At 49.3% G+C, this 20,878-nt stretch carries 18 protein-coding genes and 8 tRNA genes; 14 read left to right on the top strand and 12 right to left on the bottom strand.

Going from position 1 to position 20,878, the window contains the following annotated elements; translation table 11 throughout:
• Positions 1 to 76: 76 nt before the first annotated feature.
• Positions 77 to 631: an inner membrane-spanning protein YciB gene (locus PSI9734_RS01645; RefSeq protein WP_173919367.1), complete on the top strand. Its 555-nt coding sequence runs from the start codon at positions 77 to 79 to the stop codon at positions 629 to 631.
• Complete coding sequence (locus PSI9734_RS01640) at positions 612 to 1,499, top strand: alpha/beta hydrolase family protein (protein ID WP_281351414.1); 888 nt, start codon at positions 612 to 614, stop codon at positions 1,497 to 1,499. The genes PSI9734_RS01645 and PSI9734_RS01640 overlap by 20 nt, the downstream gene beginning before the upstream one ends.
• Here PSI9734_RS01640 and PSI9734_RS01635 read toward each other — a convergent pair.
• On the bottom strand, positions 1,480 to 3,993 hold the full coding sequence (locus tag PSI9734_RS01635) for an ABC transporter permease (RefSeq protein WP_173919365.1): 2,514 nt from the start codon (positions 3,991 to 3,993) through the stop codon (positions 1,480 to 1,482). The genes PSI9734_RS01640 and PSI9734_RS01635 overlap by 20 nt on opposite strands.
• Entirely contained in the window at positions 3,983 to 4,663 is a 681-nt protein-coding gene (locus tag PSI9734_RS01630; protein WP_173919364.1) for an ABC transporter ATP-binding protein, read from the bottom strand. Before PSI9734_RS01630 ends, PSI9734_RS01635 begins: the two co-directional genes overlap by 11 nt.
• A gap of 2 nt (positions 4,664 to 4,665) precedes the next feature.
• On the opposite strand from PSI9734_RS01630, the gene PSI9734_RS01625 reads away from it, so the two are divergent.
• A complete protein-coding gene (locus PSI9734_RS01625) occupies positions 4,666 to 5,286 on the top strand; it encodes an arylesterase (RefSeq protein WP_173919363.1) in 621 nt (206 codons plus the stop codon).
• A 53-nt stretch (positions 5,287 to 5,339) separates the two neighbouring features.
• On the opposite strand, the gene PSI9734_RS01620 is transcribed toward PSI9734_RS01625, so the two are convergent.
• The 7 genes from PSI9734_RS01620 to gltX form a co-directional block, all read right to left on the bottom strand.
• A complete protein-coding gene (locus PSI9734_RS01620; protein ID WP_173919362.1) occupies positions 5,340 to 6,167 on the bottom strand; it encodes a MipA/OmpV family protein in 828 nt (275 codons plus the stop codon).
• Positions 6,168 to 6,321: 154 nt separating this feature from the next.
• Positions 6,322 to 6,397, bottom strand: a tRNA-Glu gene (locus tag PSI9734_RS01615).
• A gap of 106 nt (positions 6,398 to 6,503) precedes the next feature.
• A tRNA-Glu gene (locus PSI9734_RS01610) sits at positions 6,504 to 6,579 on the bottom strand.
• A gap of 102 nt (positions 6,580 to 6,681) precedes the next feature.
• Positions 6,682 to 6,757, bottom strand: a tRNA-Glu gene (locus PSI9734_RS01605).
• 38 nt (positions 6,758 to 6,795) lie between these two features.
• Positions 6,796 to 6,871: transfer RNA gene (locus PSI9734_RS01600), tRNA-Ala, on the bottom strand.
• 135 nt (positions 6,872 to 7,006) lie between these two features.
• The gene (gene can, locus PSI9734_RS01595; RefSeq protein WP_173919361.1) at positions 7,007 to 7,633 is read right to left on the bottom strand and encodes a carbonate dehydratase; all 627 of its coding nucleotides are present in this window, start codon (positions 7,631 to 7,633) and stop codon (positions 7,007 to 7,009) included.
• A gap of 11 nt (positions 7,634 to 7,644) precedes the next feature.
• Positions 7,645 to 9,057, bottom strand: a complete 1,413-nt coding sequence (gltX, locus tag PSI9734_RS01590) for a glutamate--tRNA ligase (RefSeq protein ID WP_173919360.1) — start codon at positions 9,055 to 9,057, stop codon at positions 7,645 to 7,647.
• 206 nt (positions 9,058 to 9,263) lie between these two features.
• Here gltX and PSI9734_RS01585 point away from each other — a divergent pair.
• A tRNA-Val gene (locus tag PSI9734_RS01585) sits at positions 9,264 to 9,339 on the top strand.
• Between the two features lie 37 nt (positions 9,340 to 9,376).
• Positions 9,377 to 9,452, top strand: a tRNA-Val gene (locus PSI9734_RS01580).
• Between the two features lie 143 nt (positions 9,453 to 9,595).
• Here the strand turns inward: PSI9734_RS01580 and PSI9734_RS01575 are convergent.
• From PSI9734_RS01575 to PSI9734_RS01565, 3 genes are read right to left on the bottom strand one after another with little or no spacing between them, the layout of a single operon-like run.
• Positions 9,596 to 10,087, bottom strand: a complete 492-nt coding sequence (locus PSI9734_RS01575; RefSeq protein ID WP_173919359.1) for a DUF2919 family protein — start codon at positions 10,085 to 10,087, stop codon at positions 9,596 to 9,598.
• 2 nt (positions 10,088 to 10,089) lie between these two features.
• On the bottom strand, positions 10,090 to 12,114 hold the full coding sequence (gene uvrB / locus PSI9734_RS01570; protein WP_173919358.1) for an excinuclease ABC subunit UvrB: 2,025 nt from the start codon (positions 12,112 to 12,114) through the stop codon (positions 10,090 to 10,092).
• Positions 12,114 to 13,472, bottom strand: a complete 1,359-nt coding sequence (locus PSI9734_RS01565; protein WP_173919357.1) for an MATE family efflux transporter — start codon at positions 13,470 to 13,472, stop codon at positions 12,114 to 12,116. Before PSI9734_RS01565 ends, uvrB begins: the two co-directional genes overlap by 1 nt.
• Before the next feature lie 191 nt (positions 13,473 to 13,663).
• Between PSI9734_RS01565 and PSI9734_RS01560 the strand changes: the two genes are divergently transcribed.
• From PSI9734_RS01560 to PSI9734_RS01520, 9 genes are all read left to right on the top strand, one after another.
• Positions 13,664 to 14,848, top strand: a complete 1,185-nt coding sequence (locus tag PSI9734_RS01560; protein ID WP_173919356.1) for a pyridoxal phosphate-dependent aminotransferase — start codon at positions 13,664 to 13,666, stop codon at positions 14,846 to 14,848.
• A 530-nt stretch (positions 14,849 to 15,378) separates the two neighbouring features.
• Positions 15,379 to 15,455, top strand: a tRNA-Asn gene (locus tag PSI9734_RS01555).
• 38 nt (positions 15,456 to 15,493) lie between these two features.
• Positions 15,494 to 15,570: transfer RNA gene (locus tag PSI9734_RS01550), tRNA-Asn, on the top strand.
• A gap of 179 nt (positions 15,571 to 15,749) precedes the next feature.
• Positions 15,750 to 16,334, top strand: a complete 585-nt coding sequence (rsxA, locus tag PSI9734_RS01545; RefSeq protein WP_173919355.1) for an electron transport complex subunit RsxA — start codon at positions 15,750 to 15,752, stop codon at positions 16,332 to 16,334.
• Positions 16,331 to 16,894: an electron transport complex subunit RsxB gene (gene rsxB, locus PSI9734_RS01540; RefSeq protein WP_173919354.1), complete on the top strand. Its 564-nt coding sequence runs from the start codon at positions 16,331 to 16,333 to the stop codon at positions 16,892 to 16,894. The genes rsxA and rsxB overlap by 4 nt, the downstream gene beginning before the upstream one ends.
• The gene (rsxC, locus tag PSI9734_RS01535; protein ID WP_173919353.1) at positions 16,894 to 18,501 is read left to right on the top strand and encodes an electron transport complex subunit RsxC; all 1,608 of its coding nucleotides are present in this window, start codon (positions 16,894 to 16,896) and stop codon (positions 18,499 to 18,501) included. The genes rsxB and rsxC overlap by 1 nt, the downstream gene beginning before the upstream one ends.
• A complete protein-coding gene (gene rsxD / locus PSI9734_RS01530) occupies positions 18,498 to 19,556 on the top strand; it encodes an electron transport complex subunit RsxD (RefSeq protein WP_173919352.1) in 1,059 nt (352 codons plus the stop codon). The genes rsxC and rsxD overlap by 4 nt, the downstream gene beginning before the upstream one ends.
• Positions 19,553 to 20,188 (top strand): electron transport complex subunit RsxG, encoded by a 636-nt coding sequence (gene rsxG, locus PSI9734_RS01525; protein WP_173919351.1) that lies wholly within the window; start codon positions 19,553 to 19,555, stop codon positions 20,186 to 20,188. Before rsxD ends, rsxG begins: the two co-directional genes overlap by 4 nt.
• Positions 20,185 to 20,871: an electron transport complex subunit E gene (locus PSI9734_RS01520; protein WP_173919350.1), complete on the top strand. Its 687-nt coding sequence runs from the start codon at positions 20,185 to 20,187 to the stop codon at positions 20,869 to 20,871. Before rsxG ends, PSI9734_RS01520 begins: the two co-directional genes overlap by 4 nt.
• Positions 20,872 to 20,878 lie beyond the last annotated feature (7 nt).

The following is a 20,878-nucleotide window of genomic DNA, read 5'->3' as shown; positions in this document are numbered from 1 at the left end:
AAGCTTAGTCATTGTTGGTGGTCGGCAACAAACTTTTCTGGCAAACTCCTACTATCGTGTTTTTTGGAATTTCATCATGTTGTTTGTGCTCGAATACTTACCCATTGCGCTATTTTTTCTATTTTATCTGCTCGGCGATATTTTCCTAGCTACGGGTGTTTTGATGCTGGGCACCGTGCTGCAGCTTATGGGGCTTAAATTCATGCGCGAGGTAATTACCCCGCGTCACTGGATCATTTTGTCTGTCGTCTTAGTCTTTGGCGCCATTACTTTGTTACTACGTGACGAGTGGTTCATAAAGCTCAAAGTCACAATCATTTATGTCGCTATCGCGCTGTTATTGCTCATTGGGCTTTGGTGGAAAAAACGTAGCCCGCTGCAACAATTCCTCGGCGAGGAGATCAATCTTCCTGACTTTGCCTGGCGCCGGCTCACCTATGCTTGGGTTATTTTCACACTGGCACTCGCCGCAGTGAATCTCTATATCGCCAAGTATTGGAGCCTTGATGCATGGGTCAACTTCAAGGTCTTTGGCACCTTAGGTGCGACCTTAGTATTCACTATTTTTACCGGCGCTTATATGTTCAAACATCATACAGACCGTGAAAAAGATGCCGAAGAAATCGAGTAAGAGGGTCCCGCTAGATAGTGCGCCGGGGCGGACTATCTACATACACCATTACGCTGCGAAAAACCCTCGTAAAGTTGTGATCTTGGCACCGGCAATGGCAGTTCCGCATAGCTATTATGCGGCATTTTGTGCTTGGTTAGCTGAACAAGGCATGCACGTTGTCGGTTTTGATTATTACGGTATTGGCTTGGCTCAGGAAGATTCCCTGCGCCACTTTGATAGCTCGGTCACCGACTGGGCAAAACTTGACGCACAAGCTGTTTTAAACCAATGCTTAGCTGACTTTCCAGACATTCCAGTAGTGTGGTTTGCGCACAGTATCGGCGGCCAGCTGTTTGGAATGCTTGAGCATACGGATCGAGTTGAACGCATGGTCACGGTTGCCACGGGAACCGGCTATTGGCGTGATACCAAGCCTGCACTTAAATACAAATCCTGGGTCTTGTGGCGTGCCATCGTGCCGTGGTTATTACCATTGGTGGGTTATTTTCCGGGCGCGCGACTCGGCATTGTCGGTAATGTTCCTAAATCGGCAATGGCGCAGTGGCGACGCTGGTGCTTACACCCTGACTATCTGGTCGGCGCTGAGCATCTGTACCAAACCTATGCGGCGGTGAAAACACCTATTCTTAGTCTCGCTTTTAGTGACGATGAAATGCTGACCTATCGCAACATTGACGCCATGCACAACTTTTATCAAAGCGCACCACAACGACGCTTGCGCATTGAGCCGCAGGACTTTGAGCTCGAAAGCATCGGCCACTTTGCCCTATTCCGCCCACGCTTTGAGTCATTGTGGGCGGAACTTTTGTTGCCGCAACTGTCCGCTGAGCTGCCGACGGCTAGGGCTATGCCAGCCGCCGAATAAGCTGCGCAGTATTGCGCCGTATCAACCGGGTGCAGGCCAGGCGCCCCATGGTGCCAACAACCACGGCCCCGGCAATCGGTCCCACCAGCCAAAAGCGCCAATGGAAGGTCGCAGCAAGTTCGAACACCTGCGTTTGCAAAATATACAATGACAATTCCATTGCCAAGGTCGCAATCAGTCCACTGATAGCCCCCAGCACTAAAAACTCGTAGGTGACACTGCGACTTAACAGCTTCGCTGGGGCGCCTAAGGTACGTAAGATCACCAGCTCTTTCTGCCGCTCTTCCATCGACGCTTGAACTTGAGCTAACAACACTAACATGCCGGCCACGACCACTAGTATCAGCACAAACAGTATCGCAATACTGACCTGATCAATAACTTCGCGAAGCTGTTCCATAATGGCATCAAGGTCTATTAAGGATACCTGCGGGAACGGTTTAAAGAGCTCATACAGCTCGCTCTTGCGTTCTTCAGGCAAATTGAAGCTCGAGATATAGGTAGCCGGAAAATCAGCTAACACCGCGGTATTAAAAATCATATAAAAGTTAGGTTGTAACGAGCCCCAGTTAACTTCGCGAATACTAGTTACAGGCACGTTAACGACTTGGCCCCCAATGTTAAAAGTCAGCTCATCACCAATGTCTAGACGCATGCGCTGAGCAACCTCACTTTCGATGGAGACCTGCGGCTCAGGCTCATTCCCCCACCACGAACCAGCGACCACCGTATTGTTAGGAGGTAACGTATCCCTCCAGGTTAACGACAATTCCCGACCAAAGCCTTCACGTTGCTCTGAAGACGGCGCCTTATCACTTTCATTGTCTTCCTTCGAGACTTCATCGACCACCGCAACATTGTTCACCGCAGTCATGCGCCCAGGTACAATCGGGTACATCTCATTTACGGCAATATCGCGCTGCGCGAACCGCTCTTTTAACTGAGGTACATTATCTTTAGCCACGTTCACCAAAAAGTAGTTCGGTGCATCGTCGGGTAATTGTTCCTGCCAATCAGCCAACAGTTCGTGACGCAAAGCGAGCACCAATAGCAACAACATGATAGCCGTCGAAAAACTCAGCATTTGCACGCTATTACCCTGTGCTCGTCGCTGTAAGCCAGCCATCGCTAATCGCCAAGCGCTACCGGCTTGCATGCCCGCCTGACGACTCGCACGAATAAAGAAACGGCTGACGAACAGCAACACCACCGCAGCGAGCGCACCACCGGCAAATAATGCCGTCGATAGCAGCCATTGTTGGCTGTAGAGCCACAGCAACAGATAGATGGTTCCGCCCGAGGCCACCCAATGCAGCCAACGCCATCGGTCAGTACCAGTCATTTCCCGGTTCAACACTCGTAGTGGCGGTATTTCGATAAGCCGCAATAATGGGTACAGAGTAAACATCACCGCACTGATCAAGCCCGTGCCGGCGGCCAGCAGATAGCCGCGACCGCTGCCAGCGGGCAGATTGACATCAAAGTACTGGGCCACTAGGTCAACCACCTGACCTTGGATCAGCCAACCCAATAGCAGCCCAGTACCAATGCTGAACCCAGTCAGTAGTAGTAAGTGTAAAATAAAGATTTTCTGAATTTGAGCACGTTGCCCACCTAGTGTCTTGAAGATCGCGACCACATCATAATTGCGCTGACAGTAGCGTTGCGCGGCGACTGCTACCGCCGTAGCTGCCAGCACCACACCTAACAGGCTCGCCAACAACATAAAACGCTCAGCGCGACGCAAACTGCGCGCTAAGGGCGAGTCGCCCTCTTCGATACTACGCCAATTGTGGGTATCGTCATTTAATTGCGGGCGCAGCCATTCTTCATAGCGCGATAGGTCTCGCGTATCGCCAGCGAAAAGAACATTAAAGCGCACTCGGCTCCCGGGTTGAATAAGCCCTGTCGCCTCAAGTTCGCTGTAATTAATTAAAACATTTGGGCTGTCGGTAAATACTGAAAAACCCACGTCGGGTTCATAGGTCAGAACCCGTGTGACCTCAAATTGGCTATTACCTATCTCTAAGCTATCACCAACGCTTAGACTGAGTTCTTGAAAGAGTGCTGCCGCAACCCAGGCTTCACCCTCAGCAGGCAATCCCTGCGCGACCTGATCCGGAGCGAACGGCTGCTGCGCCGTGCGTAACTTCCCCCGCAATGGGTAGCCGTCACTTACGGCTTTCACGTCAACCAGAGCAAGCTCATCGTTGGCAAACGCCATCGAGTTAAACACCACCCGATCAGCGGTCCGCAAACCTTCATCTTGCGCCCGAGCTAACCACTCTTGGGGAATATCACGGCGTGAACTGAGCACCCTATCCGCAGCTAAAAACTCAGCACTGCGCTCTGTTAGCCCGGCTTGGAGTCGTTCCGTGAATAACGCCAACGACAGTACTGCAGTAACCGACAGCACGATAGCAGCGGCCATAATCGTCAACTCACCGCGGCGCAACTCCTGCTTCAACAACCGCCAGGAAATTTTATGCCACATCGCGGGTCACCTCAGTTAGCTGGCCAGCATCCATTTTTAAGACCCGTTGGCAGCGCTCGGCTAACTCACTGTCGTGCGTGACCATCACTAAGGTGGTGCCCGAATCTTGATTCATCTGAAACAACAGGTCTTCAACTTTATGCCCCGTTGTCGCATCGAGGTTCCCCGTCGGCTCGTCCGCAAACAAAATTTTAGGCGTACCGACAAACGCACGAGCGATTGCGACACGCTGCTGCTCACCGCCGGACAACTGATTCGGATAGTGCGTCAAACGATCGCCCAGTCCTACCTTGCTTAACAGTTCGCGAGCCTGCGCCTCAGCCTCTTTATGGCCAGCTAACTCAGCCGGCAACATCACATTCTCCAAAGCGGTGAGACTTGGGATCAATAAAAACGACTGAAAAATAAAACCAACCTTGTCGGCGCGAATTTTTGCACGTTGTTCTTCATCCAAATCACCCAATTTTACGTTATCTATAGAAACATCTCCGTGACTAGCGAGGTCTAAACCTGCAAGCAGACTTAACAAGGTCGACTTACCGGAACCAGAGGCGCCCACAATAGCCACAGTTTCACCGGCTTCAATTTGTAGGCTTGTAGGTTGTAAAATGTGTAGAATACCTTCACTAGTCTCTACATCTTTTCTTAATTGAGTGGTTTGAATAAGCATTTATGAAAAATTTCCTAATAAAATTTGGATTTATCGTCGCATTATTAGTACTAGTACGTCCAGTTTACGGAAATGTCTCACTGGTCGTTTTAGGCGATAGCCTAAGTGCCGGCTACGGCATGTCTCAACAACAGTCGTGGGTCGGTGTGCTACAGCAACGTTGGCAGCAAACGCAGCCATCAATTGAGCTTATCAACGCCAGTATTAGCGGCGATACCACCCAAGGTGCGTTGAATCGCCTGGAAGGCATTCTCAAGACCCATCAACCTGATGCTGTTTTGGTTGAGCTTGGTGGTAATGATGGTCTACGTGGCTTTACCCCCACTACGATCAAAGCCAATTTGCGCCAGATCATTGAGCGATTGCAAGCAGATGACATTAAAGTTGCGGTGAGTCAGATCAGAATTCCGCCGAACTACGGGCAGCGCTATAGCCAGATGTTTGCTGATATTTTTCCTGAGCTTACCTCAGCCACAAATACCGTGCTGGTTCCCTTTTTCATGGAAGAGATCGCAATGAAGCCAGAATTGATGCAAAACGATGGTATTCATCCAAATCGTGAAGCGCAGGATGATATCGCTGATATTATGGAGCCGCACTTACTCGAACTGCTGGACCAGTAAGGCACCGGCACAAGCAAAAAAAGGCCCAGCCGTTATGCTGGGCCTTTTTCGATCTAGAAGATGTAAATAAAGCCGATGCCTACTTCGGCCTCATAGTCGCTGCGAGCGATGGGGCTATCCTGAACGTCGCTACTAAAATGTTCGTAGAGCGCTTCACCGAAAATCTGCCAATTCTCGTTGATATTTTGACGATAATTGTAATTCAGACCAATCGAGCGGAACCCTCCACTCATTTGTGTCACGGGCAATCCGGACGCAGCCGACTGCTCAGCGGTTATGCCAAAACCTTTATTGGCGTATTCGCTATCGTGAAAAACCGCAACGAGATTAATTTCGGAACCGGAACCGTCGTATTGATTGCCAAAGCGGTGCCCTACTCCGAATAGACCAAGCGTTCCATCGCCGCCGGTCACAACCCGGCCGACCAGGTGATTGCGCCAGTCGTCATCAAGCGTACGGCGTACTTGAACGACAAGTTCAGCACCCTCATCTTGATCGCCGAGCCCATCCAGATGACCATCATCGGAATCACCTTCTTCACGGCCCTCATCGAAGCCCACGGCGACGTCAAATAACCAGGTATCAGAACGAAGACCACGCCAGCCCAGCGCCTCACCTGCAAAATAGAAAACATCATCACCGTTACGCCATTGCACGGCACCAGCAGGTTGAACTTCTACACCAAATTCGTCCGAGCCTTCGTAGGCGGTTTCATATTCAATCCCCAAGCCTAGTCCGAAGCTCCAGCCATCATCACCCCTAGAGAAATCATCGACTGAGGGCAAAGGTACCAAAGCTGTTTTTTCTTCTTGTGCTAATGCTGGTTGAAAGAAAACACCCTGCAAGGCCATGACCAACAGTACACCTGTAAACTTTTTCATATAAAACCCCTTCCTGCATGAGTTCCGACGGAATGCACCCGAGAGTACATTAGTTAATTAAAGTTTACGTGCAGCTTTTGTCAAAGGATCTTCATTTGAGCGGTTTTAAGAAAAAGGGGTGTAAAACAGGATAGAAGAGTAAAGCAGAAATGAGTGGCGTCCCCTAGGGGATTCGAACCCCTGTTACCGCCGTGAAAGGGCGGTGTCCTAGGCCTCTAGACGAAGGGGACCCCGGACTATCTAACTAACTATTAACTGCGATATTTGCTGTTAGCTGTTTGCTGTTGGTTTAAACAAACAGCGAAGCGCGAATAGCGAACATCGACTTTTAAGTAATGGCGTCCCCTAGGGGATTCGAACCCCTGTTACCGCCGTGAAAGGGCGGTGTCCTAGGCCTCTAGACGAAGGGGACCCCGGACTAACTAACTACTAACTGCGATATTTGCTGTTAGCTATTTGCTTTTGGTTTAAACAAACAGCGAAGCGCGAATAGCGAACATCGACTTTTAAGTAATGGCGTCCCCTAGGGGATTCGAACCCCTGTTACCGCCGTGAAAGGGCGGTGTCCTAGGCCTCTAGACGAAGGGGACGCATTCCTTAATGTTGCAGTTAAGATACTAAAGTATGTTGGTGGAGCTAAGCGGGATCGAACCGCTGACCTCTTGCATGCCATGCAAGCGCTCTCCCAGCTGAGCTATAGCCCCACTACTTCAGTACCCTGACAGCGGGGCGAATTCTATGGTAATTCGTTGCTAACCGTCAACCTTTTTTTTGGCTAAATGAAGCGTTTGCTCCATTTTTAGACAGTTCGCACAAAAGCTCAGCAAAATAGCGTTGTTTTACGCGAAATGGTAAATGCGTTCCAACGATGCCCGATCACGTACAGTCACGTCCATATCATTAACTAAACCATCTTCTAGGCTGTACACCCAACCGTGAATGGCCAGTTCTTGACCTCGATCCCAAGCACTTTGAACTATTGTCGATTTTGCCAAATTACGAACTTGCTCGATAACATTCAACTCGCATAGACGATCAATTCGAGCTTTGTCATCAAGGCCTTCAAGTTCATCATGGTGTTCGCGATAAATATCTTTGATTGGATATAACCAATGGTCGACTAACCCATGCGTACAACTTTCTGTTGCAGCTCGAACACCACCACATCCGTAGTGCCCAACCACTAGAATATGTTTTACTTTTAGCGCATCGACAGCATACTGCACGACCGATAAACAGTTAAAGTCAGTCTGAATAACTTGGTTCGCAACGTTACGGTGAACGAACAGTTCACCGGGTGCCATATCAACCACCTGATTGGCCGGAACGCGACTGTCAGAACAGCCAATCCAAAGGTATTCTGGGGTTTGCTGATTCACAAGATTGGCGAAAAAATCAGGGTCAAGTTCAACCTGACGCTGCGCCCACTCTTTGTTGTTCGCTAATAACTGTCGAATTTTTGGCATAGATGAATTTCCTATTGTTGTGCTTGTTCACGCTCAATAATAAACGAAATTGCTCGACTAATACGTCCTACCACTTGTTTTTGAGCTAATAACTCCAACGTAACATCAAGTGACGGTGAGTTGCCCGAGCCCGTTGCGGCCACTCGCAAAGGCATACCCACTTTACCCATACCAACACCCAGCTCATCTGCAGTGCCTTGAATCGCCGCCTGTATCGTTGCGGCATTCCACTCATCGAGACTCGCTAACCGGCTCTGCACGGTTTCCAGTGCTTGGCGGGCAACTGGGCGTAAATGCTTTTTCGCGGCGGTTTCATCGAAGCTCTCAAATTCCTCAAAAAAGTAGCGCGCACTGCTCGCCATTTCCTTCAAGGTTTTCACGCGATCAGCTAGAAGTGGAATAATTTTCTCTAACTCAGGCCCATTACTGACATCAATGGCTTGATCGCTAAAGTGCCACTGCAAGTGTTCAGCAACTTCCGTAGCCGGTAATTCTTTCATATAGTGCTGATTCAACCAGTTCAGTTTTTCTGTATTAAAAGCTGACGCGGCTTTGTTGACGTCGTCTAACCGGAAATGCTGCACCATTTCATCCACACTAAAGATCTCTTGGTCGCCATGAGACCAGCCCAATCGAACTAAATAGTTCAGAACGGCTTGCGGTAGGTAGCCATCATCACGATATTGCATCACGCTCACTGCGCCATGGCGTTTAGATAACTTCTTACCATCATCACCAAGGATCATCGACACATGGGCATACTCTGGTACTGGAGCGCCCAGGGCTTGCAGAATATTAATCTGCCGCGGCGTATTGTTTATGTGGTCTTCACCACGCACAACGTGTGAAATACCCATTTCCCAGTCGTCAATAACGACACAGAAATTGTAGGTGGGCGTACCGTCACTACGGCAAATAATAAGATCATCAAGCTCAGTATTGGCAAACTCGATGGGGCCACGTATATGGTCGTTAAATTTCACCGAGCCCGATTGTGGGTTACGGAAGCGCACCACATAGCGTTCACCACCAACATTTGGGTTATCCCGACAGTGACCGTCGTAACGCGGCTTCTCGCCCCGCTCCATTTGTTCTTCACGCATTTTCTCAAGGCGTTCTGTCGAGCAATAACATTTATAAGCTTTGTCTTCGTCGAGCAACGTGTCGATAAAGTGTGTGTAGCGGTCAAACCGTTTCGTTTGATAATAAGGTCCTTGGTCCCAGCTTAAGCCCAACCAGTTCATACCTTCTAAAATGGCGTCTATGGCTGGTTGCGTTGAGCGCTCGCGGTCAGTGTCTTCAATACGTAACACAAATTCTCCACCGGCTGCTTTTGCAACCAACCAAGAGTAAAGTGCCGTACGTGCGCCGCCGACATGTAAGTATCCAGTTGGACTAGGGGCAAATCGAGTGACTACCGTCATAATAGTTGCATTCTCCGCATCATTCGGGTTATTTTGCGGAGTAGTTTACCAATAACCGCGCTTGCTCGCATTAAAGGTTTTTGGTCAATTAAGCGGTATTCGTAAGCGAATCGGTGAAAAAGACAGCAGTCAGTATTTTTTCATGATTTTTTTATTGACAGGGCAGCGTAGCTCCCTATAATACCGCCCCGCAACGCAGAGAAAACGGATGGTTAGCTCAGTTGGGAGAGCATCGCCCTTACAAGGCGAGGGTCACTGGTTCGAGCCCAGTACCATCCACCACTCTACTTCTTTCCAGAAGGTTGCAAGCCCCCCAAACGGATGGTTAGCTCAGTTGGGAGAGCATCGCCCTTACAAGGCGAGGGTCACTGGTTCGAGCCCAGTACCATCCACCACTTCTTGTAAACCAAAATCGTTATTCGACCGCTTCGCTGGTCGTTGTTCGTACGCTGCGCTGTTGGTTTAAATAAAAAAACGCCGAAGCCCTTAGTGCTACTATATTTCTAGCCGTCTCCGCTAAGTAACCCATGGATCTAAACTAGCCCTTTTCTACATCCGATTCGCTTGCAGCCAACAGCTGGAAGAAGCGTTTTAGGTGGCGCGAGTACATCAAAAGCCAGAACGCGATGAGCCACGCGAATATAATTAACGCTTTCACAAAAGCGAAGTGCGGCCAGTTTGCGGCCACTAGCGAGAACAGTAATAGTCCGTCAGCCAGCCAGCTCAGCCACAGTAAAACCGGTGCGTATCGTGCGAATTTAGGCACCCACGTCGGCAGTTCTGTTTTGATTTGGCTCAACATCACCACCACCGCCAAGGCTGGCAAACCGACACTTAGCGTTACTACGAACTGCTCAGTATTGGAATAGAAAAACTGTAGTAATCGAGAGCGATCTTCACTAAACGTGAGCGAGATGATCCACGCAAGGTAGCCCCGTAGGAACAATGCCAACACGAACATCAGCGCCAGCGGCGTTCGTAGCTGTCCATCAGGGGTCAAAAAGTTCTCGTCACCTGCCCGTAACTGCATAATTAACCTAGTAACTTCAAGTGTTCTCGTAGTTTTGCAACGTCGTCGCGTAACTGCGCAGCTTTTTCGAACTCAAGGTCTTTCGCAGCTTGGTACATCTCTTTTTCGGTGCGTTCAAGTACCTTCATCACCGCAACGGGATCATTGAGATTCACATCATATTTTTCTTCAGCTTCTGCCACTGCTTTGCGCTCGTCATAAGTTTTACGACGCTGCCGCGCTCCGCCAAGGTCCATGACATCGGTGACACGTTTCGTTAAGCCTTGCGGTGTAATGCCGTGTTCTTCATTGTGCGCCACTTGTTTTGCTCGACGGCGGTCGGTTTCATCTATCGCTCGTTGCATCGAACCCGTTATCTTATCGCCATAGAGAATGGCCCTGCCATTGACATTCCGTGCGGCCCGTCCGATGGTTTGAATTAACGAACGGTCGGAACGTAAAAAGCCTTCTTTGTCGGCATCTAAAATCGCCACCAGGCTTACTTCTGGCATGTCCAAACCTTCTCGAAGTAAGTTAATGCCGACCAACACATCAAACTCACCCAATCGCAGGTCGCGAATAATTTCCATCCGTTCGACGGTATCGATGTCCGAGTGCAGATAGCGTACCTTGATACCATGTTCATCAAGATAGTCGCTTAAGTCTTCGGCCATTTTCTTGGTTAGTGTGGTCGCCAGCACGCGTTCTTTACGCTCTACCCTGATGCGCACTTCAGACATCAAATCATCTACCTGAGTTGCTACCGGACGCACTTCAATAACAGGGTCAATAAGTCCAGTTGGTCGTACTACCTGCTCAATCACTTCACCGGCTGACTTTTCCAGCTCGTACTTACCCGGTGTTGCTGATACATAAATGGTTTGGGGTGCAATCGACTCAAACTCTTCAAACTTTAACGGCCGGTTATCAAGTGCTGACGGTAAACGAAAACCATAATTCACCAAGTTTTCCTTGCGTGACCGATCTCCCTTATACATCGCCCCCACTTGTGACACCGTGACATGCGACTCATCTATGATTAACAGGGCATCATCCGGAAGATAGTCCAGCAACGTTGGTGGCGGCTCTCCCGGAGCTCGACCTGACAGATAGCGCGAATAGTTTTCGATACCAGAGCAGTATCCAAGCTCAAGCATCATTTCAATATCGTACTGCGTACGCTGCGATACACGCTGCTCTTCAACCAACTTGTTGGCGTCCAGCAGCTCTGCTTTGCGATATTTGAGTTCATCTTTGATTTGCTCAATCGCTTTTAGAATAGTTTCCCGTGGGGTTACATAGTGCGTTTTGGGATAAATCGTTGCGCGCGCAACGTCGGCCTGCATAATTTGCCCCGTTAGCGGTTCAAAAAAGCTGATACGATCGATTTCATCATCAAAAAGTTCTAACCGTACGGCCATTTCTTCAGATTCTGCCGGGAAGATGTCAATCACTTCACCGCGAACGCGATAGGTGCCTCGTTCAAATGCGGCATCATTACGCTTGTACTGTAATTGTGCCAGCCTTCTTAGTACATCGCGCTGATCAATAATGTCTCCACGACGCAAATGAAGCATCATTTTCATGTAAGACTCGGGATCACCCAAACCATAAATACATGACACCGACGAAACCAGCACGACATCTCGGCGCTCCATCAACGCCTTGGTGGCCGACAAGCGCATTTGCTCGATATGATCATTAATCGAGGCATCTTTTTCAATAAAGGTGTCCGTGGTCGGCACATAAGCTTCTGGTTGATAGTAATCGTAATAAGATACGAAATATTCCACCGCGTTGTTTGGAAAGAACTCTTTCATCTCACCATAAAGCTGTGCCGCCAATGTCTTGTTATGCGCAAGAATGAGTGTGGGGCGTTGCACATTTTTAATGACATTCGCCATGGTGAACGTTTTGCCAGAGCCGGTAACCCCTAACAAAGTTTGATGCGCAAGCCCGGCATCAATGTTATCAACCAAGCTCTCTATGGCTTTAGGCTGATCTCCTGCCGGTTGATAGTCAGAAACTAGTTCAAAAGCACGAGCCATTAGGCGACCTCCTCGTTTCTTTGCTTACGCATGCCGCGTTGAAACCAGCGCCAAGCGATAGCAGCGGTGAGCACATTGGCAATAACACCACCGATAAATAACCCCTGAATATCTGCAATCAGTGAGCCCACATAACTAAGCGGCACAAACATCACGAACAGCCGGACAATACTTAAGGCGAGTGCCGACATGGGCTCGTGCATCGCGTTAAAACTTGAATTAGTTAAAATAATAATACCCTGCATGCCATAACCCAGCGGCATAATATAAATAAATAGTCGGATTAACCGCGCAACTTCGGGATCATCGGTAAACAGATTCGCTATATACGGCGCGCCAACGAGTAATACTAAATAAATCACTAACTGCACCACGAGCACACTTCGCAGCGCAGTAATATAAGCTTCACGAACACGCTCAAATTGCATCGCGCCAAGGTTTTGGCTTATTAACGGAGGTAAACTCATTGATAGCGCCAAAATCATCACGCTCGCCAACGACTCTATTCTTGATCCAACCCCGAACGCAGCAACCGCAGGTGCGCCATAAGCTGCTATGATGGCCGTCATGACCGCCATGGCTAGGGGAGTTAACATGTTCGCCCCTGCCGCAGGTAGTCCAATACTTAGAATCTCTCGCGCTGAATTAAGCGGGTGTGCACGCTCAGGAATTTTAAAACGAATAAGGCCTTTGTAATGCAGGTACCAAAGCACCAATACCGTGCCAATGGACCAACTCAATACGCTTGCGAGCGCCGCTCCTTGCACGCCCATAGCCGGAATAGGCCCCAACCCAAAAATCAAAATTGGATCGAAAACCGCATTCAACAAGCCTCCCGACGCCATAATAATTGACGGGGTACGGGTGTCACCAGACGACCTTAATACCGCATTACCCACCATCGGGATCACCAGCAAAGTAGCGCCAGCGAACCATAACAGCATGTAGTCTTCTATTAATGGTAGAAGCCGTTCTTGCGCTTGCAGGGCGGCAAATATCGGTTGCATAAACAGGTAACCGAGCACCGATAAAATAGCCACCAACAGCGCCGAAACACCAAGTGCAATCAAGCCATCAAAACGTGCTTGCTCCTCATGGCCGGCCCCACGCTTACGCGCCAACACCGCCGACGTACCAATACCCAAGCCTATCGCTAGACTGACTACGCTGAAGGTGACTGGAAACGTAAAACTTACTGCAGCCAGTGGATCAGTACCTAACAGCCCAACAAAAAAAGTGTCGACCACATTAAAACTAATCAGGGTTAAAACACCAATCACCACCGGCCAAGTCATCTGCCAAAGAGTGGTTGGAATAGGATCGCTTGTAAGTGATTTTGCCGATACAGCTGAGGCCATTCAGAGTTCCATTGATATGCGTAATTGCGACTTAAAGGTCATACTTATACGAAGTGAACCAGTGTAACGGATTTCCCAAAAAGACGCTATGAAGCGGCGAAAAGAATGCTCTGCCCTAGGCTCAGATCATGGACAAAAACAGCCGATCCTTATATAGTGAAGCCCTCTATTTTGACCCACAGGAAAGTGCCGTGAATTATCCATTATCCGATCGCATCAATGCAATTCAACCCTCTCCGACCTTAGCGGTATCGCAAAAAGCTGCCGAGCTAAAAGCCGCGGGCCATGATGTTATTGGTCTTGGCGTGGGTGAGCCGGACTTTGATACTCCAGAGTTTATAAAAACCGCAGCCAAAGCCGCCATCGATGCGGGCCATACTAAATATACCGCAGTCGATGGTATTGTTGAGCTAAAACAAGCGGTCATCGACAAGTTTCAGCGTGACAACCAATTGCATTACGAGCTGCCAGAGATCCTTATCTCTGCGGGCGGAAAGCACAGCATTTTTAACCTGTTAAGCGCGTGGCTTAACCCTGGCGACGAAGTGCTCATTCCGGCCCCTTACTGGGTGTCCTACCCGGATATGGCAAAATTGGTTGGCGCCGAGCCAAAGTTTATTCAAGCCGGTATCGAACAACGCTATAAAATCACCCCGGAACAATTAGCAGCGGCCATTACACCGAAAACTCGTTTGCTGTTTCTTAATAGCCCATCGAATCCGACCGGTACTGCTTACACCAAGGAAGAGCTTGCCGCTCTTGCAGATGTGTTGCGTGAGCATCCACAGATCTTAATTGCCAGCGACGATATGTATGAGCATATTCTTTGGGCCGACTTTGACTTCGCCAACATAGCCATGGCCGCACCCGATTTACGTGACCGTATTGTGTTGTTGTCGGGAGTCTCAAAAGCTTATGCCATGACAGGGTGGCGCATTGGCTATGCTGCAGGGCCTAAGCCGCTCATTGCCGCAATGAAGAAAATGCAATCTCAGAGTACCTCTAATCCCGCCAGTATAAGCCAATACGCTGCATTAGCGGCTCTCAATGGCGATCAGAGTTGCATCAAACATATGATTAGTGAGTTCAAACAACGCCACGACTATTTGGTCGAAGCTCTCAATCAAATTCCCGGCGTACGTTGTATCGAAGGTGATGGTACCTTTTATACCTTTGCCAATATCGAACAGATGATGGCAACCAAAGGTCTGCAATCGGACGTTGAATGGTGTGAAGCGTTATTAAAAAACAATAAAGTGGCATTGGTACCAGGGTCTGCGTTTGGTGCACCTGGTCATTGCCGTTTATCGTTTGCGACGGATTTAGCGACTTTGAAAGAGGCGGTTAAACGTATTTCAGATTTTGCTAACAATTAAATCGTTCATTTTATTCATAACATAATACTTAAGATGCCCCACTTCATTTAGAACTGGGGCATTTTTTATGTCAAAAATTCAGCAAATGAATGAAGAAATGCACAACTAGTGGTGATTCAATGTACAACCAAAAATAATTGAAAAAATAATTTGTGCCTATATCAAGGGTTTACGTCAAGCTATTGTTTATAAAGCGGATTTATACATCAAGTTACTTTTTAATCAATCTCTAAAACTCCCGCTAAGCGGCATGAATTAAGGCTTCTCACACATCTGCCCACAAGGTTATCCACAGATTTAGTGGATAAGATCAGCAACCCCATGACTGGCGTGACTTTGCCCTCTCTGTGGATAACCACGAATGATTGCGCATTATACTTTATGTTATAGTTGAACGCTTTTTACCGACTTGACAAAAACTATTTTTTGCAGCCCTGAACAGAAAACGTGCAAACGCTCATTTTTACTATTGACAGGTCGCGCGGGCACCTTTAACATTCGCCTCCGTTGTTGAGACGAGTTCGATGAGTTCCCCAGTAGCTCAGTTGGTTAGAGCGGTGGACTGTTAATCCATGTGTCGTTGGTTCGAATCCAACCTGGGGAGCCAACTCTCATCAGCTTCAACAACACCCATACCCTTGCGATTCCCCAGTAGCTCAGTTGGTTAGAGCGGTGGACTGTTAATCCATGTGTCGTTGGTTCGAATCCAACCTGGGGAGCCACATCGCGCTCTGCAAACTACACCAAACAATCACAGCCACAAGCCCCATGAACCTTGGCGTTTACGCTTTACTGTGAAATTTCCCTGACAAAGTCGAATAACACTACAGTCTATCGGTTGTTTCAAAGCGCTAAACATTCGATAATACGCTAGATTTCAAAGCTGATTCGGACGATTCACATGGGTGAGTATTTACTACTACTGGTAGCGACAGTACTGGTCAACAACTTTGTGTTGGTCAAGTTTCTCGGCTTGTGTCCCTTTATGGGCGTATCTAACAAGCTCGAAACCGCTATTGGTATGTCTGCTGCAACAACATTTGTACTGACCTTAGCGTCAATGTGCAGTTATCTGGTCAATCGCTATTTACTAGAGCCTTTCGACCTGCTTGCACTGCAAACGCTAAGCTTTATTTTAGTGATTGCAGTTGTTGTACAGTTTACTGAAATGGTCGTGCACAAAACGAGCCCGACCCTGTATCGCTTGCTCGGTATCTTTCTACCGTTAATCACCACCAACTGTGCCGTGTTAGGTGTTGCTCTTCTAAACGTTAACGAGCAGCACAACTTTATTGAATCTATTATTTATGGCTTTGGTGCAGCAATCGGTTTTTCTTTAGTACTCGTTCTGTTTTCTGCGCTGCGCGAACGTCTCGCCGCAGCGGATGTTCCTTTGCCCTTTAAAGGTGCTGCTGTGGGCATGATCACTGCAGGCTTAATGTCGTTAGCCTTTATGGGCTTTAGTGGTTTGGTGACCCTTTCATGAGCATAGTTACCGCACTCATCGCCATTGGCGTTTTAGCGCTTGTATTTGGCCTAGTGCTCGGCTTCGCGGCCGTGCGTTTCAAGGTTGAGAGCGACCCTATTGTTGACCAAATTGACGCTATTTTGCCGCAGACTCAATGCGGCCAATGCGGCTACCCGGGCTGTCGCCCCTACGCAGAGGCGATCGCTAACGGCGACGACATCAATAAATGTCCGCCAGGCGGCGAAGCCACGATCAAAGCATTAGCAGACCTCATGGGGGTTGAAGCTAAACCATTGGATGCCGCACACGGCACGGAAGATGTAAAGAAAGTTGCCGTGATTCGCGAAGATGAATGCATTGGCTGTACCAAATGCATTCAAGCTTGTCCGGTTGATGCAATACTCGGTGCGGCCAAGCAAATGCACACCGTTATTGCCCATGAGTGCACCGGCTGTGACTTATGTGTAGAGCCGTGTCCGGTCGATTGTATTGATATGATTCCGGTACCCACACGACCAGAAAACTGGCAATGGGATATGGAACAAATCCCAGTACAAATTGTGGAGGCGAAGTCCTGATGTCCGCAGCAGCCAAAAAAGCTATCGAAGCAGGTCATATTTGGTCGTTCCCTGGTGGTATCCATCCTCCGGAACGTAAAGAGTTGTCGAACAGCTCCGCTATTGCACCGCTCGCGTTGGCTGAGAACTACGCCGTACCCGTTAAGCAACATGCCGGGGCTCCCGCTGAAATCTGTGTCGCCGTTGGCGAGCGCGTGTTACGTGGACAGCCATTAACAGAGTCGACCACTGGCCAAGGCTTACCGATACATGCGCCAACCTCCGGCACTGTCACGGCAATTGGCCCCGGTCGTATTGCTCACCCTTCAGGGATGGCCGATGTGGTTATTCGAATTCAAGCCGATGGTGAAGACGAAGCAGTACTCACCGAAGGTATTACCGACTATTCGCAAGTTTCGCGCGCCGAGTTACTCAATCGTATTCGCCTAGCCGGTGTTGCTGGGCTTGGTGGCGCAGGCTTTCCCACCGCACAAAAACTCGCGCTACAACGCCCCATTGACTACCTAATTATTAACGGCGTTGAATGCGAGCCTTATATCAGTGCCGATGATCGACTGATGCGTGAACACGCTGCCAGCATTGTCGATGGCGCAGAAATTTTGCTGCATTTAGCTGGCTGCAACAAAGGTTTGGTTGCCATTGAAGACAACAAACCCGAAGCTATCGAAGCCATGCGTAAAGCGCTGCACGAGCACCCACATTTAAGTTTGCGGGTGGTACCCACGAAATACCCATCGGGGGGCGAAAAGCAACTTATTCAGCTATTAACCGGTCGCCAAGTGCCCAGTCGTGGCTTACCCATTGATATCGGTCTGATCATGCACAACGTTGGCACCGCCTACGCGGTAAGTCGCGCCATTCGCAATGGTGAAGCACTTACCGAGCGTGTTGTAACGGTCACCGGTGAAGCTGTTCGCCAGCCAGGTAATTATTGGGTGCGCATCGGTACCCCAGTTGCTCATGTACTGCAGCAAGCAGGCTTTACCAGTAGTGGCGACCAACAGCGTATTATTATGGGTGGTCCCATGATGGGATTCACGCTACCCGATGTTGATGTGCCGGTGGTTAAAATCAGCAACTGCTTGTTGGTACCAAGTACAGCTGAATTAGCGCCTGCACAACAAGAAATGCCTTGTATTCGCTGCGGCGCCTGCGCCGATGTCTGTCCCGCGCAACTTTTACCTCAGCAATTACAGTGGCTAGCGAAAGCAAAAGATCACGACGCCCTAGAACAACAGAACCTATTCGATTGTATTGAATGCGGTGCCTGCGCTTATGTGTGCCCTAGCGAGATACCACTGGTTCATTATTACCGCAAAGCCAAAGCAGAAATACGAAATATCGCACGCGAAAAAGCCAAGGCAGAAATAGCTCGTGAACGTTTTGAAGCGCGTAACGAACGGCTTGAACGTGAAAAAGAAGAACGCTTAGAGCGCCACCGCAAAGCCGCGGAAGCGCGTAAAAAAGCCCAAGCTGAACAAGTTAAGTCAGGCGGCGACAACCCGAACGACGCCGTTCAAGCCGCCATTGCCCGAGCCAAAGCCCGCAAAGCTGCACAGCAGAAAGCGGCTGCTGAACAGCAGTCATCTAACGAGGACAAATCATGACCTTTAAACTTGCTGCCTCGCCGCATAGTCATCAGCGCCGCACCACTCAACAGGTAATGCGTTGGGTTTACCTTGCGCTCATTCCTGGCTTACTTACGCTCATTTACTTCTTCGGATGGGGCGTGATTTGGCAGTTAGGCCTCGCCATTACCACCGCATGGGTTGCCGAAGCCATTTGTATGGCTCTTCGTGGCCGGCCTATTGGCTTTGCTTGGCGTGATCACACCGCCTTGGTTACCGCCATATTGCTGGCAATAAGTATTCCAGGACTCGCTCCTTGGTGGCTTATTGTGATAGGAACGGCATTTTCTATTGTTATCGTTAAACACGTTTATGGGGGCGTCGGGCAAAATATCTTTAACCCTGCGATGGCCGGCTATGTCGTGCTTCTAATTAGCTTTCCAGTGCAGATGACAAGTTGGCCCCTGCCCGCCCCACTGAGCCAGTTCGACCTAAGCTTTATTGACAGTGCGGTGTTGATTTTTACCGGCTACACGCCGAATGGCTTTGATTTAGAACAACTGCGCATGGGCGCCGATGGCATGACGATGGCCACGCCACTCGATAGCCTGCGAACAGCATTAAATCATCAACTAACCATGGGTGAAGCACTACAGCAACCGATTTTTGGTAGCCTTGCAGGGATCGGTTGGCAGTGGATTAACCTTGCCTTCTTGCTCGGTGGTTTAGTGTTGCTTAAGGTTCGGGTGATCAGTTGGCATATTCCCACCGGTATGTTGCTAGGTTTAGCCATTCCTGCCGCAATTGCTTGGTTATTCAGCCCCGACCAGAGTGTTTCGCCGGTCATGCAACTTTTCAGTGGTGCGACCATGCTCGGTGCCTTTTTCATCGCGACCGACCCAGTCACCGCGGCAACCTCAAATCGTGGTCGACTTTACTTTGGCCTGCTCATCGGCTTTTTGGTGTTCGTGATCCGCACTTGGGGCGGCTATCCTGATGCCGTAGCTTTCGCCGTACTGTTAGCCAACATGACCGTGCCAGTTATCGATAAATACACGCAACCGGTTGCTTACGGCCATGGAGAACGCTCATGATTGCTCGCAGCATGCAACGCAATGGACTCATTCTTGCGGCCTTTGCTATTGTCGCAACGCTCTTAGTGATGTTAACCGCGCGCCTCACGGCGGAACCCATTGCGCGCGAACAACAACGTGAATTGTTACAGGTTCTCAACCAGCTAATACCAGCCGCCGCACACGACAATGACCTTTATGCCAGTTGTCGATTAATTGACGCCCCCAAGCTCGCCTCAGACGCGACGCCAATGTACCTTGCGACAAAAAATGGTGAACCTAACGCTGCAGCGATTGAAGTGGTTGCGCCAAATGGCTATTCCGGTGGCATTCGGTTATTGGTAGCCATCAATTGGGACAATACGGTCGCCGGTGTGCGCACCCTACAACACCAAGAAACCCCCGGTTTAGGTGATAAAATTGAACGCCGCAAAAGTGACTGGATCACAAGCTTTGCTGGTATGACCGTAACAGGTGTCGATGACAACCGCTGGGCGGTACAACGTGACGGTGGGGTATTCGACCAATTTACTGGAGCCACCATTACCCCCCGCGCCGTCGTGCAGATAGTGGCGCGTACCGTCCGCGCATTCAAAGTGAACAAAGAACAGTGGCGGCAACAAAGCCGTGCCTGTGGAGGTCAAGAGTCATGAGCTATAAAGAGATTACTTGGCAAGGTCTATGGGAGAACAACCCTGCCCTCGTACAGTTGCTTGGACTGTGCCCGCTGCTTGCAGTTACGGCAACAGTCACCAATGCACTCGGGCTTGGTTTTGCGACCCTACTGGTACTGGTCGGCTCTAATATTACCGTTTCATTGGTGCGCGAGTGGGTGCCAAAAGAGATCCGTATTCCCGTTTTCGTAATGGTGATAGCCACATTCGTAACTGTGATCCAGCTTTTGATGAATGCTTATGTTTACGGCCTGTACCAGTCGTTGGGTATTTTTATTCCACTAATCGTTACCAATTGCGCCATTATCGGCCGCGCCGAAGCCTTTGCCTCAAAAAATCCGTGGCGCCGCTCAGCCTTTGATGGTTTGATGATGGGGTTAGGTTTCACCTTAGTGCTTATGGTACTTGGTGGTATCCGCGAAATTATTGGCAACGGAACGCTCTTTGATGGGGCAGAACTTTTGCTCGGCGATTGGGCTGCAGCCTTACGTATTGAATTATTTGCCGTTGACTACCCGTTGTTACTAGCGATACTGCCGCCTGGTGCATTTATTGCCATGGGCTTTATTATCGCCATTAAAAATAGTATTGATCATTACCGTGAACAACGTGCCGCAAAACCAGCAAAAGAAGTCACTCGAGCACGCGTGACGGCACAATAAGGCTGTA

The organism is Pseudidiomarina piscicola (genome assembly GCF_902806985.1).
GTDB classification, from domain to species: domain Bacteria; phylum Pseudomonadota; class Gammaproteobacteria; order Enterobacterales; family Alteromonadaceae; genus Pseudidiomarina; species Pseudidiomarina piscicola.
Note: the sequence above shows the minus strand (reverse complement) of the source record. Positions and strands in the feature narration are given on the sequence as shown.

What these genes read in the sequence shown, in the direction of transcription:
- PSI9734_RS01645 (WP_173919367.1), top strand. Translation starts at nt 77, where the DNA reads ATGTTGTTTGTGCTCGAATACTTACCCATTGCGCTATTTTTTCTATTT.
- PSI9734_RS01640 (WP_281351414.1), top strand. Translation starts at nt 612, where the DNA reads ATGCCGAAGAAATCGAGTAAGAGGGTCCCGCTAGATAGTGCGCCGGGG.
- PSI9734_RS01635 (WP_173919365.1), bottom strand. Translation starts at nt 3,993, where the DNA reads ATGTGGCATAAAATTTCCTGGCGGTTGTTGAAGCAGGAGTTGCGCCGC.
- PSI9734_RS01630 (WP_173919364.1), bottom strand. Translation starts at nt 4,663, where the DNA reads ATGCTTATTCAAACCACTCAATTAAGAAAAGATGTAGAGACTAGTGAA.
- PSI9734_RS01625 (WP_173919363.1), top strand. Translation starts at nt 4,666, where the DNA reads ATGAAAAATTTCCTAATAAAATTTGGATTTATCGTCGCATTATTAGTA.
- PSI9734_RS01620 (WP_173919362.1), bottom strand. Translation starts at nt 6,167, where the DNA reads ATGAAAAAGTTTACAGGTGTACTGTTGGTCATGGCCTTGCAGGGTGTT.
- can (WP_173919361.1), bottom strand. Translation starts at nt 7,633, where the DNA reads ATGCCAAAAATTCGACAGTTATTAGCGAACAACAAAGAGTGGGCGCAG.
- gltX (WP_173919360.1), bottom strand. Translation starts at nt 9,057, where the DNA reads ATGACGGTAGTCACTCGATTTGCCCCTAGTCCAACTGGATACTTACAT.
- PSI9734_RS01575 (WP_173919359.1), bottom strand. Translation starts at nt 10,087, where the DNA reads ATGCAGTTACGGGCAGGTGACGAGAACTTTTTGACCCCTGATGGACAG.
- uvrB (WP_173919358.1), bottom strand. Translation starts at nt 12,114, where the DNA reads ATGGCTCGTGCTTTTGAACTAGTTTCTGACTATCAACCGGCAGGAGAT.
- PSI9734_RS01565 (WP_173919357.1), bottom strand. Translation starts at nt 13,472, where the DNA reads ATGGCCTCAGCTGTATCGGCAAAATCACTTACAAGCGATCCTATTCCA.
- rsxA (WP_173919355.1), top strand. Translation starts at nt 15,750, where the DNA reads ATGGGTGAGTATTTACTACTACTGGTAGCGACAGTACTGGTCAACAAC.
- rsxB (WP_173919354.1), top strand. Translation starts at nt 16,331, where the DNA reads ATGAGCATAGTTACCGCACTCATCGCCATTGGCGTTTTAGCGCTTGTA.
- rsxC (WP_173919353.1), top strand. Translation starts at nt 16,894, where the DNA reads ATGTCCGCAGCAGCCAAAAAAGCTATCGAAGCAGGTCATATTTGGTCG.
- rsxD (WP_173919352.1), top strand. Translation starts at nt 18,498, where the DNA reads ATGACCTTTAAACTTGCTGCCTCGCCGCATAGTCATCAGCGCCGCACC.
- rsxG (WP_173919351.1), top strand. Translation starts at nt 19,553, where the DNA reads ATGATTGCTCGCAGCATGCAACGCAATGGACTCATTCTTGCGGCCTTT.
- PSI9734_RS01520 (WP_173919350.1), top strand. Translation starts at nt 20,185, where the DNA reads ATGAGCTATAAAGAGATTACTTGGCAAGGTCTATGGGAGAACAACCCT.